This is a genomic window from Roseinatronobacter sp., assembly GCF_051859525.1.
Taxonomy (GTDB): domain Bacteria; phylum Pseudomonadota; class Alphaproteobacteria; order Rhodobacterales; family Rhodobacteraceae; genus Roseinatronobacter.
In genome coordinates this window covers 100,656-116,905 of record NZ_JBHYFM010000004.1, presented here as the reverse complement: position 1 = coordinate 116,905, position 16,250 = coordinate 100,656, and the positions used below count along the sequence as shown (strand labels likewise).

General features: G+C 60.7%; 17 protein-coding genes. 14 read left to right on the top strand and 3 right to left on the bottom strand.

All coding sequences use genetic code 11. The annotated features are described in order from the left end of the window. The first annotated feature begins 6 nt into the window (after positions 1–6). From ACTIE1_RS06025 to ACTIE1_RS05995, 7 genes are all read left to right on the top strand, one after another. Positions 7–783: an enoyl-CoA hydratase gene (locus ACTIE1_RS06025; protein WP_439561342.1), complete on the top strand. Its 777-nt coding sequence runs from the start codon at positions 7–9 to the stop codon at positions 781–783. Positions 784–931: 148 nt separating this feature from the next. Then, positions 932–1,198, top strand: a complete 267-nt coding sequence (rpsT, locus tag ACTIE1_RS06020; protein ID WP_439561343.1) for a 30S ribosomal protein S20 — start codon at positions 932–934, stop codon at positions 1,196–1,198. Between the two features lie 509 nt (positions 1,199–1,707). Beyond that, positions 1,708–3,066 carry a chromosomal replication initiator protein DnaA gene (gene dnaA, locus ACTIE1_RS06015; RefSeq protein ID WP_439561344.1) on the top strand — a complete coding sequence of 453 codons (1,359 nt, stop codon included), beginning with the start codon at positions 1,708–1,710 and terminating at the stop codon, positions 3,064–3,066. Between the two features lie 104 nt (positions 3,067–3,170). Further along, entirely contained in the window at positions 3,171–4,289 is a 1,119-nt protein-coding gene (gene dnaN / locus ACTIE1_RS06010) for a DNA polymerase III subunit beta (RefSeq protein ID WP_439561345.1), read from the top strand. Positions 4,290–4,374: 85 nt separating this feature from the next. Next, positions 4,375–5,466, top strand: a complete 1,092-nt coding sequence (gene recF, locus ACTIE1_RS06005; RefSeq protein ID WP_439561554.1) for a DNA replication/repair protein RecF — start codon at positions 4,375–4,377, stop codon at positions 5,464–5,466. A 2-nt stretch (positions 5,467–5,468) separates the two neighbouring features. Continuing rightward, positions 5,469–5,900: a VOC family protein gene (locus ACTIE1_RS06000; protein ID WP_439561555.1), complete on the top strand. Its 432-nt coding sequence runs from the start codon at positions 5,469–5,471 to the stop codon at positions 5,898–5,900. Next, positions 5,897–6,517: a LysE family translocator gene (locus ACTIE1_RS05995; RefSeq protein ID WP_439561346.1), complete on the top strand. Its 621-nt coding sequence runs from the start codon at positions 5,897–5,899 to the stop codon at positions 6,515–6,517. The genes ACTIE1_RS06000 and ACTIE1_RS05995 overlap by 4 nt, the downstream gene beginning before the upstream one ends. Before the next feature lie 4 nt (positions 6,518–6,521). Here ACTIE1_RS05995 and ACTIE1_RS05990 read toward each other — a convergent pair whose 3' ends face one another. Then, the gene (locus ACTIE1_RS05990; protein ID WP_439561347.1) at positions 6,522–8,507 is read right to left on the bottom strand and encodes a transglycosylase SLT domain-containing protein; all 1,986 of its coding nucleotides are present in this window, start codon (positions 8,505–8,507) and stop codon (positions 6,522–6,524) included. Positions 8,508–8,637: 130 nt separating this feature from the next. On the opposite strand from ACTIE1_RS05990, the gene dapA reads away from it, so the two are divergent. The 7 genes from dapA to ACTIE1_RS05955 all read left to right on the top strand — a co-directional run bounded on the left by dapA (position 8,638) and on the right by ACTIE1_RS05955 (position 14,242). Continuing rightward, positions 8,638–9,516, top strand: coding sequence for a 4-hydroxy-tetrahydrodipicolinate synthase (gene dapA / locus ACTIE1_RS05985; RefSeq protein ID WP_439561348.1), 879 nt, complete (start codon positions 8,638–8,640; stop codon positions 9,514–9,516). A 186-nt stretch (positions 9,517–9,702) separates the two neighbouring features. After that, complete coding sequence (locus ACTIE1_RS05980; RefSeq protein WP_439561349.1) at positions 9,703–10,434, top strand: GntR family transcriptional regulator; 732 nt, start codon at positions 9,703–9,705, stop codon at positions 10,432–10,434. A gap of 117 nt (positions 10,435–10,551) precedes the next feature. Then, positions 10,552–11,958 carry a vanillate/3-O-methylgallate O-demethylase gene (gene ligM, locus ACTIE1_RS05975; RefSeq protein WP_439561350.1) on the top strand — a complete coding sequence of 469 codons (1,407 nt, stop codon included), beginning with the start codon at positions 10,552–10,554 and terminating at the stop codon, positions 11,956–11,958. A gap of 62 nt (positions 11,959–12,020) precedes the next feature. After that, on the top strand, positions 12,021–12,740 hold the full coding sequence (locus tag ACTIE1_RS05970) for an alpha/beta fold hydrolase (RefSeq protein ID WP_439561351.1): 720 nt from the start codon (positions 12,021–12,023) through the stop codon (positions 12,738–12,740). After that, positions 12,737–13,087, top strand: coding sequence for an extradiol ring-cleavage dioxygenase (locus tag ACTIE1_RS05965; protein WP_439561352.1), 351 nt, complete (start codon positions 12,737–12,739; stop codon positions 13,085–13,087). Before ACTIE1_RS05970 ends, ACTIE1_RS05965 begins: the two co-directional genes overlap by 4 nt. Further along, the gene (locus tag ACTIE1_RS05960; RefSeq protein WP_439561353.1) at positions 13,080–13,922 is read left to right on the top strand and encodes a class III extradiol dioxygenase family protein; all 843 of its coding nucleotides are present in this window, start codon (positions 13,080–13,082) and stop codon (positions 13,920–13,922) included. The genes ACTIE1_RS05965 and ACTIE1_RS05960 overlap by 8 nt, the downstream gene beginning before the upstream one ends. Continuing rightward, entirely contained in the window at positions 13,922–14,242 is a 321-nt protein-coding gene (locus tag ACTIE1_RS05955; protein ID WP_439561354.1) for a YciI family protein, read from the top strand. The genes ACTIE1_RS05960 and ACTIE1_RS05955 overlap by 1 nt, the downstream gene beginning before the upstream one ends. A gap of 11 nt (positions 14,243–14,253) precedes the next feature. Here the strand turns inward: ACTIE1_RS05955 and ACTIE1_RS05950 are convergent, their stop codons facing one another. Both ACTIE1_RS05950 and ACTIE1_RS05945 read right to left on the bottom strand, forming a co-directional pair. Further along, positions 14,254–14,766 (bottom strand): GNAT family N-acetyltransferase, encoded by a 513-nt coding sequence (locus ACTIE1_RS05950; RefSeq protein WP_439563300.1) that lies wholly within the window; start codon positions 14,764–14,766, stop codon positions 14,254–14,256. 5 nt (positions 14,767–14,771) lie between these two features. Continuing rightward, complete coding sequence (locus tag ACTIE1_RS05945) at positions 14,772–16,235, bottom strand: aldehyde dehydrogenase (protein ID WP_439561356.1); 1,464 nt, start codon at positions 16,233–16,235, stop codon at positions 14,772–14,774. Positions 16,236–16,250 lie beyond the last annotated feature (15 nt).

The following is a 16,250-nucleotide window of genomic DNA, read 5'->3' as shown; positions in this document are numbered from 1 at the left end:
CGCCTCATGGCCTATGAAACGCTGATCGTCGATATTTCTGACCATATCGCACTGATCCGCCTGAACCGCCCCGAAGCCCTGAACGCGCTGAACTCGACGCTGCTGGGCGAACTGGCGCAAGCCCTGACCGAAGCCGACCGCAACGACAAGGTGCGCTGCATTGTCCTGACAGGCTCGGAGAAGGCATTTGCGGCAGGGGCCGACATCAAGGAAATGGCCGACAAGGGCTTCGTGGATATGTTCCAGGAAGATTTCTTTGCGCCCGAAACCGAAGCATTGCTGCGCGTGCGCAAACCCATTATCGCAGCCGTTTCGGGCTATGCGCTGGGGGGCGGGTGCGAATTGGCGATGATGTGCGACTTCATCATCGCCTCCGATACCGCCAAATTCGGCCAGCCTGAAATCAACCTTGGCGTGGTCGCAGGCATTGGCGGCACACAGCGCCTGACACGCTTTGTGGGCAAATCCAAGGCCATGGACATGCATCTGACCGGCCGCTTCATGGATGCCGAAGAAGCAGAGCGTTCGGGCCTTGTCAGCCGTGTCGTGCCCGTCAAGAAGCTGATGGAAGAAACCATGGCCGCGGCTGCCAAGATTGCCGAGAAAAGCCAGATCACGGTCAAGGTCGTCAAGGAAGCGGTCAACCGCAGCTACGAGACGACCCTGCGCGAAGGGTTGCTGTTTGAACGCCGCGTGTTTCACATGCTGTTCAACACCGAAGACCAGAAGGAAGGCATGTCCGCCTTTCAGGAAAAGCGCACCGCGCAATTCCGCGACCGCTGAAGTTTCAGCTTTCCTTTTGGCGCGCGCTGGATTATAGGGCGCGTCACATGCGCGTGGGCCCGCTTAAGGCAAGATATGTCACCTGTCGAAGTCACAGGTCGGGTCCATGATGCAAACGTATTGAAACAGACCCGAAAGTAGACCCGCTATGGCAAACACACCCCAGTCCAAAAAACGCGCCCGCCAGATCGAGCGCCGCACCGAAGTGAACAAGGCGCGCCGCTCGCGCATCCGCTCCTATCTGCGCAAAGTCGAAGAAGCGATTGCATCGGGCGATCAGGCCGTCGCCGCTGCCGCATTGCTGGCCGCACAACCCGAATTGATGCGCGGTGTCACAAAAGGCGTTCTGCATAAGAACACCGCATCGCGGAAAATGTCGCGCCTGTCATCACGCGTCAAGGCGCTTGGCGCCTGAAGCCTGAAAGCTGACGGTTAGGTATTTTGAAGAAAGGCGCAGACTATGCGCCTTTTTTGCATTCTGGGCCTGCATTCGGCACAACGACCGGCCACCGCACAAGGCCACATTGCAAATCAGCCTTGGTGAAACGCCGATGTGACCGGAAGTATACAGGCTTCGATTCTTTGCCCGTCGAAATGCTGTCAAGCGCGATGTTGTGTTGCGCGCGGCAGGATCGGATTGCTATGCAGGTGCCACGGTAAAGAATCTGTCCTGGGGGGGACATATCAACACACGAACCGACGAATGTCGGACCTTCTTGTGTTGGTGATCAAACGAACCAAGCGCCGATATGCGCCCTTTGGTTCATGCCCCTCCTGACCATGTAAAGAGCTTGCGGTACGTTCATCTGGCCGAACGACTGCAGTGTGTTTGGATGAAACTGGCGGTCGCGCTTCGACCCGCTTGGTCAGTATTGTGTATGTGCGCTGATGGATGGGATGAACACGAATGCGGGCTGGGGCATAATGATATCAGAACAATGGGCAAGGGTTTCGGCAGAGCTGCGGTCAGAGATTGGCGAGAACAACCACAAAAGCTGGATAGAGCCTTTGGAATGCATCAGCCTGCAAGCAGGTGTTGTGGAATTTCGGGCGCCGTCACGATTCGTGGGTGACTGGGTCAAGCGCAACTATCAGGACCAGATTTTCCAGCGCCTGCGGTCCGACAATCCGGCAGTATCGCGCATTGAATTCAACGTCGGCACACAGCCCCGCAGCAAACCCGCCGCCCCCGCCATTTCCCGCAGTGCCGAGGGCAGCACCGCGCCGCAGCGCGACACCAACCTTCAGGGCGCGCCACTGGACGGCAAGTTCAATTTTGACAATTTTGTCGTCGGCAAACCGAACGAGCTTGCCCATGCCGCCGCACGGCGCGTGGCAGATGGCGGCGATGTGACATTCAACCCGCTGTTTCTGTATGGTGGCGTGGGCTTGGGCAAAACCCACCTGATGCATGCGATCGCGTGGGAACTTCAGGAAAAACGCCCCGACCTGCAAGTGCTGTATTTGTCTGCCGAACAGTTCATGTACCGGTTTGTTCAGGCCCTGCGGGACCGCCAGATCATGGATTTCAAGAATCTGTTCCGGTCCGTTGATGTGCTGATGGTGGATGACGTGCAGTTCATTGCAGGCAAGGACAGCACGCAGGAAGAATTTTTCCATACGTTCAACGCGTTGGTGGACCAGAACAAACAGATCGTCATTTCCGCAGACCGCGCCCCCGGCGAGATCAAGGAACTTGAAGATCGCATTTCATCGCGCATGCAATGGGGGCTGGTCGTGGACCTGCATCCCACAGATTATGAATTGCGCCTTGGCATCCTGCAGCAGAAGGCCGCGCTGTTTGCGCAGACCTATGGGCCGGTGCGTATTGGTGACGGGGTTATCGAATTTCTGGCCCATCGCATCACCACCAATGTGCGCGTCCTTGAAGGCGCGCTTCAGCGGCTATTTGCATTTTCCAGCCTGATCGGGCAGGAAATCACCATGGATATGGTGCAAGATTGCCTGTCCGACGTGTTGCGCACATCCGACCGTCGTGTAACGGTTGAAGAAATCCAGCGCAAAGTGGCCGAGCATTTCAACATCCGCCTGTCAGACATGCTTGGCCCCAAACGCACCCGCACGATTGCCCGCCCCCGCCAGATTGCCATGTATCTGGCCAAGGAATTGACATCGCGCAGCCTGCCGGAAATCGGGCGCAGATTCGGCGGGCGGGATCACACCACAATTTTGCACGGTGTGCGCAAGGTCGAGGAAATGCGCAGTTCCGACAACCAGATGGCCGAAGATATAGACCTTCTGCGCCGCCTGCTGCAAAGCTGACTTGCAAAGACCATAAAAACCCTTGTCCCGCCTTGTTTTTTGGCTAGGCTACGCCTCCCCAAGGCGATAAGTCAGGGGCCAGTGATACGCGAAGGGACAGGGGTATGAAGATCAGCATCGAACGGGCCATTTTGCTCAAGGCCGTCTCTCAGGCGCAATCAGTCGTGGAGCGGCGCAACACCATTCCGATTCTGGCCAATGTCCTGATCGAGGCCGAGGACGCGCAGGTCAGCTTCCGCGCCACTGATCTTGATGTGGAAGTGATGGACCGCGCACCCGCCATGGTCGAACGCGCCGGTGCCACCACTGTTTCAGCCGTCATGTTGCACGAAATCATCCGCAAGCTGCCTGACGGCGCACTGGTCGAACTGGTGGACGACCCGCGCACGGGGCGGCTGCAAATTTCCGCGGGCCGGTCGAATTTCTCATTGGCGACATTGCCGAAAGAGGATTTTCCCGTCATGGCCTCCAGCGAATATTCGGCCAATTTCTCGGCGCTGGCGAAGGATTTGCGCCGCCTGTTTGACAAGTCGAAATTCGCCATCTCAACCGAGGAGACGCGCTATTACCTGAATGGCGTGTATATGCATGTCGCCGAAAGCGATGGCGGGCGCGTGCTGCGCTGTGTGGCCACGGACGGCCACCGCCTTGCGCGCATTGACGCGCCGCTGCCCGAAGGCGCGGACGCCATGCCCGGTGTCATTGTCCCGCGCAAAACTGTGGGCGAGTTGAAGAAACTTCTGGAAGATGACGACATGCAGATTGCCGTGTCGGTGTCGGAAACCAAGGTGCGCTTTGCAACGCCCGATATTTCACTGACCTCCAAGGTGATCGACGGCACCTTCCCCGATTACACACGCGTTATTCCCACCCAGAACACCAAACGGCTGGAAGTGGACGCCAATGAATTCGCGCGTGCCGTGGACCGCGTGGCGACCGTATCATCGGAACGGTCGCGCGCGGTGAAACTGTCCCTGGAGGAAGACAAGCTGACATTGTCAGTCAACGCCCCCGATTCGGGTGCCGCCGAGGAAGAGTTGATCGTCGCATACGGGGATGAGCGGCTGGAAATCGGGTTCAACGCGAAATACCTGCTGGAAATCGCCAGTCAGGTGGATCGTGAAAATGCCGTGTTCCTGTTCAACGCCTCCGGCGATCCGACCCTGATGCGCGAAGGCAATGACACCAGCGCGGTATATGTCGTGATGCCGATGCGGGTTTGACCCGCCACGCCCTTCCCCCGAAGCCCCGCCCTTGCGGGGCTTTTTCTTGCTGGCATTCTCCGGCATTTCTTTCTACCGCTGGGCCATGTCTGTTTACATCCAATCGCTGACACTGTCGCATTTCCGGTCGCACAGGCGCACGCAGATCGCCTTTGATGGCAGGCCGGTGGCGTTGTCCGGTCCCAATGGTGCAGGCAAGACAAATGTGCTGGAAGCTGTCTCGCTGCTGTCGCCCGGTCGCGGGTTGCGGCGGGCGGCATCGGACGAATTGTCGCGCAAGCCGGAATTGCTGGGCTGGAAGGTGATTGCAGACCTGTTCACACCCAACGGGGCACGCACTATCCAGACATGGGCCGAAACCGGCCAGTCGCGGCAGGTTCGCATTGATGACAAGACGGCCCCGCAACTGGCGCTGGCCGGTCTTGTGGGCATGGTCTGGCTGACACCGGCCATGGACAGGCTTTGGCTGGAAGGGGCCGAAGGGCGGCGGCGGTTTCTGGACCGGATGGTGCTTAGTTTTCGACCCGATCATGCCGCGCAGGTGCTGGCCTATGAAAAGTCCATGCGCGAACGCAACAAGCTGCTGCGCGACGGGGCGGGCGACGGGGCCTGGTATGGCGCGCTGGAGGCGCAGATGGCACAGGCCGGCGCGCTGATCAGCGCCAACCGGCGCGCGGTCATCGCTATCCTTGCCACCCATGCCGATCATGACAGCCCCTTCCCCGTGGCGGACCTGACGCTTGATTGCAGCGCCCCGCAGGATGAGGCGGAACTGGCCCGTGCCCTGTCTGACGGGCGCCGTCAGGACATGGCCGCAGGGCGTAGCCTGACTGGCCCACACCGCGCCGACCTGCGCGCTATCTGGGCCGCCAAGAGCATGGCGGCCGCACAATGTTCCACGGGAGAGCAGAAGGCCATGCTGATTTCCCTGATCCTGTCCAATGCCCGCGCGCTTGCGGCCACCGGCACAGCGCCGCTGTTATTGCTGGACGAAGTGGCCGCCCATCTTGACGCGGACCGCCGCGCCGCGCTTTATGATGCGATATGCAGCTTGCGGGTTCAGGCCTTCATGACCGGTACCGGACCAGAGTTGTTTTCCGATCTGGGCGCACGCGCACAGCATTTTTCCGTGGCGGACGCAGACGGGCGTTCGCATTTATCCGAAAGTACATCATGACCCTGCCTGTTCAGCGCGTTACCCTGATTACCCTTGGCGTAGACGACCTGCCGCGCGCCCGTGCGTTTTATCAGGCGCTGGGCTGGAAACCGGCCGAAGCACAGGACGGGGTTGCGTTTTACCAGATGAACGGGCTGGCATTGGGGTTGTTCGGGCGCAAGGGACTGGCCGCAGATCAGGGCCGCGCGGGTGCCACACTGGGCACAGGGGCCATGACACTGGCGCAGAATTTCAACAGCCCGTCAGATGTTGACGCGGCATTCGCCGAGGCACTGGCCGCAGGTGCGCGCGCGCTGAAACACCCCGAACCCGTGTTCTGGGGCGGCTATTCGGGCTATTATGCCGATCCTGACGGCCATGTCTGGGAAGTGGCGCATAACCCGTTCTGGCCCTTGTCCGAGGATGGCACATTGACCCTGCCAGACGCCCCATGACAATCACCCCGCTGGAATTGCTGTTCTACGCTGGCGCGATTGTCATCCTGTTCCTGACCCCCGGTCCTGTCTGGCTGGCCCTGACCGCGCGCGCCATGTCCGGCGGGGCCGCATCGGCCGCGCCGCTGGCGGTGGGGGTGGCGCTGGGGGATCTGCTGTGGCCGCTGGCTGCCATCTTCGGGCTGACATGGATTCTGACGCTTTACGGCGATCTGCTGGAATTGATGAAATGGGTGGCCGTGGCCATGTTTGTGGTGATGGGGGTCCAGCTTATCCGGCATGCGCATGGCCGTATTGCCGCCGACAGCCGCCTGACCCGTCCCGGCCATATGGCGGGGTTTCTGGCGGGCGTGACCGTCATTCTGGCCAACCCCAAGGCGATATTGTTCTATATGGGTGTGCTGCCGGGCTTTTTTGACCTGACGCGCATTACCGCGGCAGACGTCGCGGCCATTCTGGCCGTATCGGCGCTGATCCCGATGATGGGCAATCTGGGCATGGCGCTGGCCATTGGAAAACTGCGCAACCTGCTGAAATCAGGCAGAGCGCTGGCGCTGGCCAACACCATAGCGGGCGCATTGATGATTTGTGTGGCCATCGGGATTGCACTGACCTGACCGCCTACTGCCCGCGAATAAGTGCTTCCATGTTTATAGGGCGCGGCTCGCCCGCCAGAACGCTGCGATAGACCACCAGCGATTCCGCCACCCGCATGATATAGTTGCGCGTCTCTGCGAAAGGCACGCTTTCCACCCATGTCACAAAATCAACCGAAGGGGTGCGCGGGTCGCCCAAGCGCTCGATCCACTGGCGCGGGCGGCCCGGCCCTGCGTTATAGCCCGCCGCCACCAAGGCCAGCGACGGGCCGAATTCCGCGCGCAACTCGTCCAGATAGGCCGCACCAAGGCGGGCATTCAGTTCAGGGTCGCGCGTCAGGTCGGCGGGCTGGAACGGCACGCCCAGCTTGCGCGCCATCATCTGGCCGGTGCCGGGCAAAACCTGCATCAGACCGCGCGCATCGGCGGGGCTGACCACAGCGGCATCAAATTCGCTTTCGCGCCGCGCAATCGCCTTGATCAGGTCCATCGGCACATCAAACTGCGCCTGCGCAAGCTCGGTCACCGGAAAATAGGCACGCGGCAGAACAATTTCGGACTGAACTGCAACCTTGGCAATGTTCAGCGCAAAATTCGGCTCTCCCAGCGCCAGCATCAAATCTGCAAGCGCACCAAGCTGCGCCTCGCTGTCCAACTGTCGCGCCAGAAACAGCAAAAAACGTCGCGCTTCATGCCATTGGCCCGCATCCCGCAGCAAAAGCGCGGCTTCCAGCAAGTCGGACTGCGCCAGATCCGTCTGCTGCCAATGCGGGTAATCAGGGGTTGCGACAAGGGCAGGGTCCAGCGTCAGGCCCAGACGGTCCGCAGCAAGCTGCCCGTAATAGCTGCTTTGATGCTCTGCCGCGAATTCATAGGCTGCTTGTGCCGAAATCGGGTCATTCAGCGCCTCATGCGCGCGCCCTTCCCAATATCCGGCGCGCCCAAGGCTGATGGGGCTGTTCACTCGCACACGCAGGGCGCGAAAATGTCCCAGCGCTGTTTCCGGCCGGTCCAGATGCACCAGCGCAATAAACCCTGCCAGAAACTCCAGATCAACAAAATGCAGGCCGTCTTCCAACCCATGCGGCGTGGCCAGATCATAGGCGCGCTGGTAATCGCCATCGGACATGGTTGTGCGCACCAGAAACACCCGCCGCGCGCCCCATGCATCTGCCTGCCCCAGCCCCGCAGGGTGGCGCGATTGCGCCAGCAACAAATCCCCCGCCCCGTCCGTATTGCCCGCCCGCATACGGAATTCGAACCTGTCACGCATCAGGCCGGGATCATGCGACAGATCATCCGGCACTGCCGCGACCAGCGCGTCCACGCCCTGGGCACGCTCCTGAAGCGCGATACGCGCACGGGTCAGGCGCTGCTGTCCAGCATTCAGCCGGTCCATATGACGCTGCGCGCCCTGCCTGTCACCAGCCCAAAGCAGCATGTCCACGCGCGCGGCATCCAATGCCCGCAAGGCGTCCCCGAACGCGCTGTTCAACTGTGCCTCGGCCGTGGCGGAAAGCGGTGTTGTGGCCCAGATATCGCGCGCCATGTCGCGGGCCTCATCCGTGCGGTTCAGGTTGCGCAGCGCAAGGGTCAGGGCGATATGCCCGTCTTCGGTCAGGGGCGCGCGGTCCTGAAAGAACGACACAACCTCGGTCGGGCTGCGTTCGTGCAACAGCCCTTCGGCGTGACGCTGAACGACATTGATCAATGGCCAATGCCCGCGCTGGTCCAGAAAGGCCAGAAGCTGTGCGTAATCCCCCTGCCCGTCACGCAGCGCCTGCCACGTGATCAGGGCCTGCGCAACCTCGCCGCTGGTGGCTGCCATGGATTTCGCGGCCTCCCAGTTTCCGGATGCGGCCTGCGTTAAGGCAAGGGCAAGGATGCCCGCCTCTCTGGCGGGGGGGGGCGTGGTCTGCGCTGACGCGGTCGTGCAGGCCAACCCCATCAAACCGGCCAGAATCCAAGCCGAAACAACGGAATTCCGGCCATTTCCACCCGATTGCACCATATCACCAACCTCTTTTCACCTTGAAAATATCTGTCGTTAGTTCTAACCGCCTGTGACACAGTCACAACACACATTTGCGAAAGGCTCGGGTCTGTGGTTGACCCGACACCACCAAGAGAGGGAGGCGCGCATGCAGATCAGAGGCTCCATTCCGGCACTGGTCACACCGCTGAAGGACGGCGCGCTTGATCTTGACGCGCTGCATGCGCTGATTGACTGGCAAATTGCCGAAGGGTCGCACGGGCTGGTTCCCGTAGGGACCACCGGCGAAAGCCCCACCCTTAGCCATGACGAACACAAGCTTGTCATTGAAGAAGTGGTCAAGGCCACAGCCGGGCGCGTGCCCGTCATCGCGGGCGCAGGGTCCAACAACACGCTGGAGGCCATGGGCTTCATGCGGCACGCGCAATCTGTTGGCGCCGATGCCGCGCTGGTTGTGACCCCCTATTACAACAAGCCAACGCAAGAGGGGCTGATTGCGCATTTCAAGGCGTTGCATGATTGCTGCGACTTGCCGATCATCATCTACAACATTCCCGGCCGGTCGGTCGTGGACATGACCCCAGACACCATGGGCCGCCTTGCGGAATTGCCGCGCATCATCGGGGTCAAGGATGCAACCGGAAAACTGGAACGCGTCAGCCTGCAACGCATGACATGCGGGCGCGACTTCATCCAGCTTTCGGGCGAAGATGCCACTGCACCGGGCTTCAACGCGCAAGGTGGGGTTGGCTGCATTTCCGTGACAGCCAATGTTGCCCCGCGCCTGTGTGCGCAGTTTCAGGAAGCCAGCCTGTCGGGCGACCATGCACGCGCGCTGGAAATTCATGACCTGCTGATGCCGCTGCATGTCGCCATCTTTGCCGAACCGGGGCTGGTCGGGGCAAAATACGGGCTGTCGCGTCTGGGGCATTGCCGCGAGGATGTGCGCCTGCCGCTTCTGGGCCTGACGGATGCAACCAAGATCATGATGGACGCCGCCATGCGCCATGCGGGCCTTGTGAACTGACCGCAGCCTGACACGGCATTTCCTGTCATACGATGCCCTTGATGCTATGTCGTGCATCAAGGGCATTTTGCTTGGTGCCCTTCTGCTGGCTGGCAGATCAATGCTTGCGCCGAATACAGCGGGGCATGTATACATAGGGTCAGACAACAGCTGTATGGATATGTATACGCAATAGGGATACACGCAATGGACGCACCGACCGGCACAGCAACACATGCCCAGCGCGCCCTGATTACCCTGCGCCAGCGCATCCTTAGCGGGCAGCTTCCCGGTGGCACCCGCCTGTTCGAGGTGGCACTGGCCGAAGAACTGGCAATTTCCCGCACCCCTATTCGGGCGGCCCTGTCACAACTGGCCGAAGAAACCCTGCTGGAACGCGCCAAGGGCGGAGGGTTTGTTGTGCGCAGCTTCAAGCTTGCCGATGTGGTGGACACAATCGATTTGCGCGGAGTGCTGGAAGGGACTGCCGCACGCTATGCTGCGGAACGCGGGGCCTGCGCCACACTGCTGGAACGTGCGCACAAGGTCTTGCGCGGGATTGATGCCGTCGTATCCGATCAAAGCATTGATATGGATGCATATTCTGCACTAAACAGCGAATTTCACCTGCTTCTGGCCCGAATGAGCGGCAGTGACATTCTGCAACGCGAAATCGCGCGCGTGACGGCACTGCCCTTCGCGTCCCCTTCGGCGTTTCTGGATGATCACACGCGGATCGACACATTGCAAAAGACGCTTGGATCAGCCCAGGACCAGCACCGCGCCATCATCGACGCGATCGAGAACCGCGAAAGCGGGCGCGCCGAATCACTGGCGCGCGAACATGCCCGCGCGGCACGCCGGAACGTGGAATACCTGCTTTCGCATGAAGCCGCGCTGCGCGAAGGCGTGCCCAGCCTGGCGCTTTTGTCCAACTAGAACCACCTGCTGTATACATTACAACATAAAAACCACCGTAAACCGGCGGTTTCTACTTGCATATCCGGTCATTTCTTTTAGGTTTATGTATACATCATGTTCCTGGGAGGATTTCAGATGACACAAAGCCTTGCCACAAAAATGGCAGCCACCGGCAACCCGGTGCAAATGCTGCGCAACTCCAAAATCGGGATGTATGTCTACCCGGTTGTTGCGCCCGAATTTTCAAACTGGCGCGTAGAACAGGAAGCGTGGCGCAAGTCAGCCGTGCTGTTCGACCAAAGCCACCACATGGACGAACTGATCGTTGAGGGGCCACAGGCAACCGAATTCCTGTCCCATCACGGCATCAACAGCTTCGCCAATTTCGACCTGAACCGCGCGAAGCACTACGTCCCTGTTACGCCCAATGGCCATGTCATTGGCGATCACATCATCTTCCGCGAGCGTGAGGACAAGTACATCCTTGTCGGCCGCGCACCGACATCGAACTGGCTGATGTTCTGCGCCGCCTATGGCAATTGGAATGTGCGCCTGCGCTATGACCCGCGCAGCCCGTCCCGCCCCGAAGGCGAACGCGTTCTGCGCGAACATTACCGCTTCCAGATTCAGGGGCCGGATGCGCCGAAAATCTTTGAGAAGATGAATGGCGGGCCGGTTCAGGACATCAAGTTCTTTCATGTTGACTGGATCAATGTCGGATCGAAAAAGGTGCAGGCGCTGCGTCACGGCATGTCGGGCGCGCCGGGTCTGGAAATCTGGGGTCCATACAAGGACAAGGACTATATCCATTCCACCATCCTGCAAGCGGCCCGCGATGCAGGCGTCGATCTGGTGCAATGCGGCAGCCGCGCCTATTCCACGAACACGCTGGAATCAGGCTGGATTCCGTCGCCCCTGCCGGGCATCTACACAGGTGACGGCATGCTGGCCGATTACCGCGACTGGCTGGGCGCTGACAGCTATGAAGCCTCCGGCGCGATTGGCGGCAGCTTTGTTTCCGACAATATCGAAGACTACTATGTCAACCCGTTCGAGTTGGGCTATGACTTCTATATCGGTTGGAAGAAACCCGATTTCATCGGCAAATCCGCGCTCGAAGCGATGAAGGGGTCGGCATCGAACCGCAAGAAGGTTACCTTTGAATGGAACCGCGAGGACGTGCTGAAAGTCATTGCATCCGCGTTCGAGCAAGGCACGCCTTACAAGTGGATCGACTTCCCGCAGCCGAACTACGCCTCCTCCAGCGCTGATATGGTCATGCATGGCGACAAGATGGTCGGTATGTCCATGTTCAACGGCTACAGCTTCAATGAACGCTGTGTTCTTAGCCTTGGTGTTGTGGATCAATCCGTTCAGGTCGGCGATGTGCTGACCATGAAATGGGGCGAGCCGGAAACAACCGGCAAAACCTCGACCGAGGCACATAAGCAAACGGAAATCCGTGTGCGCGTCTCGCCCACGCCTTATGCAAGCGAAGCGCGCGAAAACTACGCCGACAGCTGGCGCTCTAAGGGCAGCTGATCTGCTAGACCGGCGCCCTAGGGCGCCGGTCACTTCCTACTCCGAATATGACAGGACACCCCATGACCCGCATTCTGCTGATACCGGGCCTTGTTTGTGATGCCCATGTATGGGACGCGGCGCTGACCGCGCTGGATGACCTGCCCGTGTCGGTGGCCGATGTGACCACGCAGACCAGCATTCCCGACATGGCGCGCGACCTGCTGGCCCGACATGACGGCCCCTTGGTGGTTGCCGGTCATTCGATGGGCGGGCGCGTGGCCATGGAAATGGCCCATATCGCCCCGGACCGCATTCGCGCCATGGCATTGCTGAACACCGGCATGCACCCCCGCAAGGACGGCGAGGACGCGAAGCGCCAGAGCATGATCAATCTGGCCTATGATCACGGCATGCACGGGCTGGCCGATGCATGGTTGCCGGGCATGATGGCCGAAGGGCTGACGCCCGACCCGTTGGTCATGGACGGGCTGACGCGCATGGTCTGCCGCATGACACCTGAAATTCACGAACGCCAGATGCGTGCCCTGCTGGGCCGCCCTGATGCCAGCGCGACCATCGCCGCCTATACAGGGCCGTTGCTGTTGATGGTCGGGCGACAGGACCAATGGTCCCCCATCGCGCAGCACGAAGCGATTGCGCAGCTTTGCCCGCAAGCGCGGCTGGAAATCATCGAGGATGCCGGCCATTTCGCCCCTGTCGAACAACCCGCCGCGGTGGCCGGATTGCTGGCCGGCTGGGTGCGCAGCCTGAACCTTGAACGTCAAAAGGCGACCCAATGACCGATACAGACCGTATTCCAGACACCCCGCTATTCGACCGCCCCCGCGCGAATGGGGGCTATGCGCTGAACAAGATGGCCATGGGCCTTAGCACACCTGACGGGCGTGCCGCGTTTGTTGCGGATGAAGATGCCTATCTCGACCGCTTCGCCCTGACGCCGGAACAACGCGCGGCCGTGAAAGCCCGCGACTGGGCGGAAATGGTGCGGCTGGGCGGCAACCTGTTCTATATCCTGAAAATATCCGCTGTGGACCCGACGCCAATACGCGCAATCGGGGCCGCACAGGCGGGTATGGATTTGCAGGAATTTCTGGATACACGACTGGGGAAAGTCACCAATGGCTAAACTGCTGGCAGGGCTGGGAACCAGCCATGTTCCGTCCATCGCGGCGGCACTGGACAAGGGATTGCGCGACAGCGACGAATGGAAGCCGTTTTTTGACGGCTATATTCCTGCACAGGAATGGGTTGCCGCGCATAAGCCCGACATCGCGGTGGTGATCTATAATGACCACGGCAATTCCTTCTTTCTGGACCGTGTGCCAACACTGGCGCTTGGCGTGGCCGACACATACCGCCCGGCGGATGAAGGCTGGGGCCCGCGCGCGGTGCCCGATTTTCAGGGTGCGGATGATTTTGCCTGGCATCTGGCCGATCAAATGGTCGAGGGGCATTTCGACCCCCTGATATGCCGTGAACTGGACGTGGATCACGGTCTGCAAGTCCCGATGGAGCTGACATTCGGCAGGCCGGATGCATGGCCGGTCAAGGTTGTGCCGATACTGGTCAACACCATCCAGTATCCGATTCCGACGCCGCAGCGCATGTGGGATCTGGGGCGTCTGCTGCGCCGCGCCATCGAAAACTACCCGACAGATGAAAAGGTGCTGGTTATGGGCACGGGCGGGCTGTCGCATCAGTTGCAGGGCGCGCGCGCGGGCTTCATCAACCCGACTGCGGACCGCGAATGGATCGCGCGCATCGGGTCCGATCCCGAACGCTACCGCACCATGTCCCGCGAGGATTATGTCGAGGAATTCGGGTCCGAAGGGGCAGAGCTTATCATGTGGCTGGTGATGCGCGGCTGCATGGATGACACCGTGACCACCCTGTTCGACCATTATTTCGCGCCCGCATCCATGACCGGCGCAGGCATGGTTTTGCTGGAGAATGCACGCTGATGTTTTTTCTGATGATCTGCACACATAACGACGGGGCGGAAGTCGGCGCATTGCGCGACGAATTGCGCCCGCAACATCGTGACTGGGTTGCCTCGGGCGGGAATGGTCTGGCGGTGGTTCTGACAGGCAGCGCCATGTGGAATGACGCGGGCCAGGGCATTGGAAATTTCGGCATACTACAGGCCGATACCGAAGAAGACGCCCGCGCCTTCGCCCACGGTGACCCGTTTGCCAAGGGCGGTGTGGTGCGGGACATCACCCTGACACGGCTGGCCGACACATTCCGCGCCGACCGCATCACTCCGCTGTCGGGCGGGTAACGCCCGCGCATTCAAACAGCCGGATGACGCCAGATTTCCAGCGGGCCGAAATGGGGGTGCGCATGTGTTCCGTCCGGCACGCACCCCAACCGCTGTGCCAGCGCGCGTGATCGCTGGTTATCAGGTGCAATCAGGCTGACGGCAGTTGTCCAGCCCAGATCATCATAGACATGCGCACGCGCGGCGCGCGCCCCTTCCTGTGCGAAGCCGTGCCCTTCGGCAGTGCCGTCCCATAATTGCCACGCAATTTCTGGTTCCGGCCAGCCTTCGGGGTAAAACGGCCCTGCCGCCCCGATCACTGCGCCACTGTCGCGCCGGACCATAACAAACACCCCGTAGCCGCGCATATGCCAATGCCCAAGCGTTACGCAAAAGCGGTTCCATGCCAGTATCCGGTCGGGCTGCCCGCCCGTGAAGCGTGCACGCTCGGACATGAAATAGGCCGCGAATGCGGGGAAATCCTGTGCGCAGGGTGCGCGCAGGATCAGGCGTTCGGTTTGCAGTGGCGCAACATCGCTCAGCATTGGCGCTAGCCTGCCATATGCACGGTTTTGACTTCCAGATAGTTTTCCAGCCCTTCAGGCCCGCCTTCGCGGCCCATGCCGGATTCGCGGTAACCGCCGAACGGATGCTTGGGGTCCACGATCAACCCGTTCACCGTCAGCCCGCCTGTGCGCATGCGCCGCGCAAACGCAAAGGCACGTTCCGGATCGGCCGAATAGACCGCCCCATTCAAACCATAGGGCGTGGCATTGGCCTTGCGCGCGGCGTCATCTTCATCGGTGTAGCCGATCACGGACACCACAGGCCCGAAAATCTCTTCCTGCGCGATTGCCATGTCGGGGGTCACATCGGTGAAAACAGTGGGTTCCACATAGAACCCCTTGTCAAACCCGCGCGGGCGCCCGCCCCCACAGGCCAGCCGTGCCCCGCCTGCGCGGCCTGCGGCAATATACCCCTCGACCCGTTCGCGTTGGCGGCCCATGGCCAGCGGCCCCATCTGGGTGGCGGGGTCGGCAGGATCGCCCAGTTTCAGCGCCTGAACCGCAGGCAGGAACATGTCCAAAAATTCGCGCTTGCGGGCTTCGGGCACCAAAAGGCGCGTCAACGAGAAGCACACCTGCCCCGTTATGGGCATGGAATAGACCATCAGGCTGGGCATAGCCTGCGCAAAATCGGCATCGGGCAATAGCACGGCGGCGGATTTGCCCCCAAGTTCCAGCGACACCCGCGCCAGACGGTCGGAACACACCCGCATGATGTGTTTGCCCACTGCCGTTGATCCGGTGAAGGCCACCTTTTCGACATCGCGGTGCCGGATCAGGTGGTCGCCCGCCTCTCGTCCCGCTGGCACAAGGTTGAACACCCCGCGCGGCAGGCCCGCCTGTTCGATACATTCAGCCAGAATATAGGGTTCCAGCGGGGTTTCAGGGGACGGTTTGGCCACCATGGTGCAGCCCGCCGCAAGCCCTGCCGCGATTTTATATGACAACAACACCATGGGCGCATTCCACGGCGAAATTGCCGCGCAAACGCCCACTGGTTCGCGCAAGACGCGCACCTCGCCCCCGTCATCGCGGCGGCGGATATCCGTGAAGGCATACCCCTCGATCAATTCGGCATAATGATTGAACAGCGTTGCGTTCTGCGGAACCAGTTTGCGCGTCAGGCTGATGGGGGCACCGACCTGCGTGGTCCATGCCCATGCAATTTCATCCAGCCGCGCCGTAATCAGGCTACCCACACGGCGCAAGTAACTTGCGCGTTCCTGTGCCGACATGCGCGGCCATGGCCCGTCATCGAAGGCACGGCGCGCGGCGGCAACCGCACGGTCCATATCGGCGGCGTTGGCTTCGGGGTAGCTGAACAGCAATTCCTCAGTGACAGGCGAGATGACATCCAGCCTGCGGTCACCTTGCGGGGCCGCCCATTCGCCATCAATGAAAAAGCTGTCGGGCGCTTTTACGATGCGCCCCTTGTCCAGTTTCACCATTGGCTCCCCCCTTTG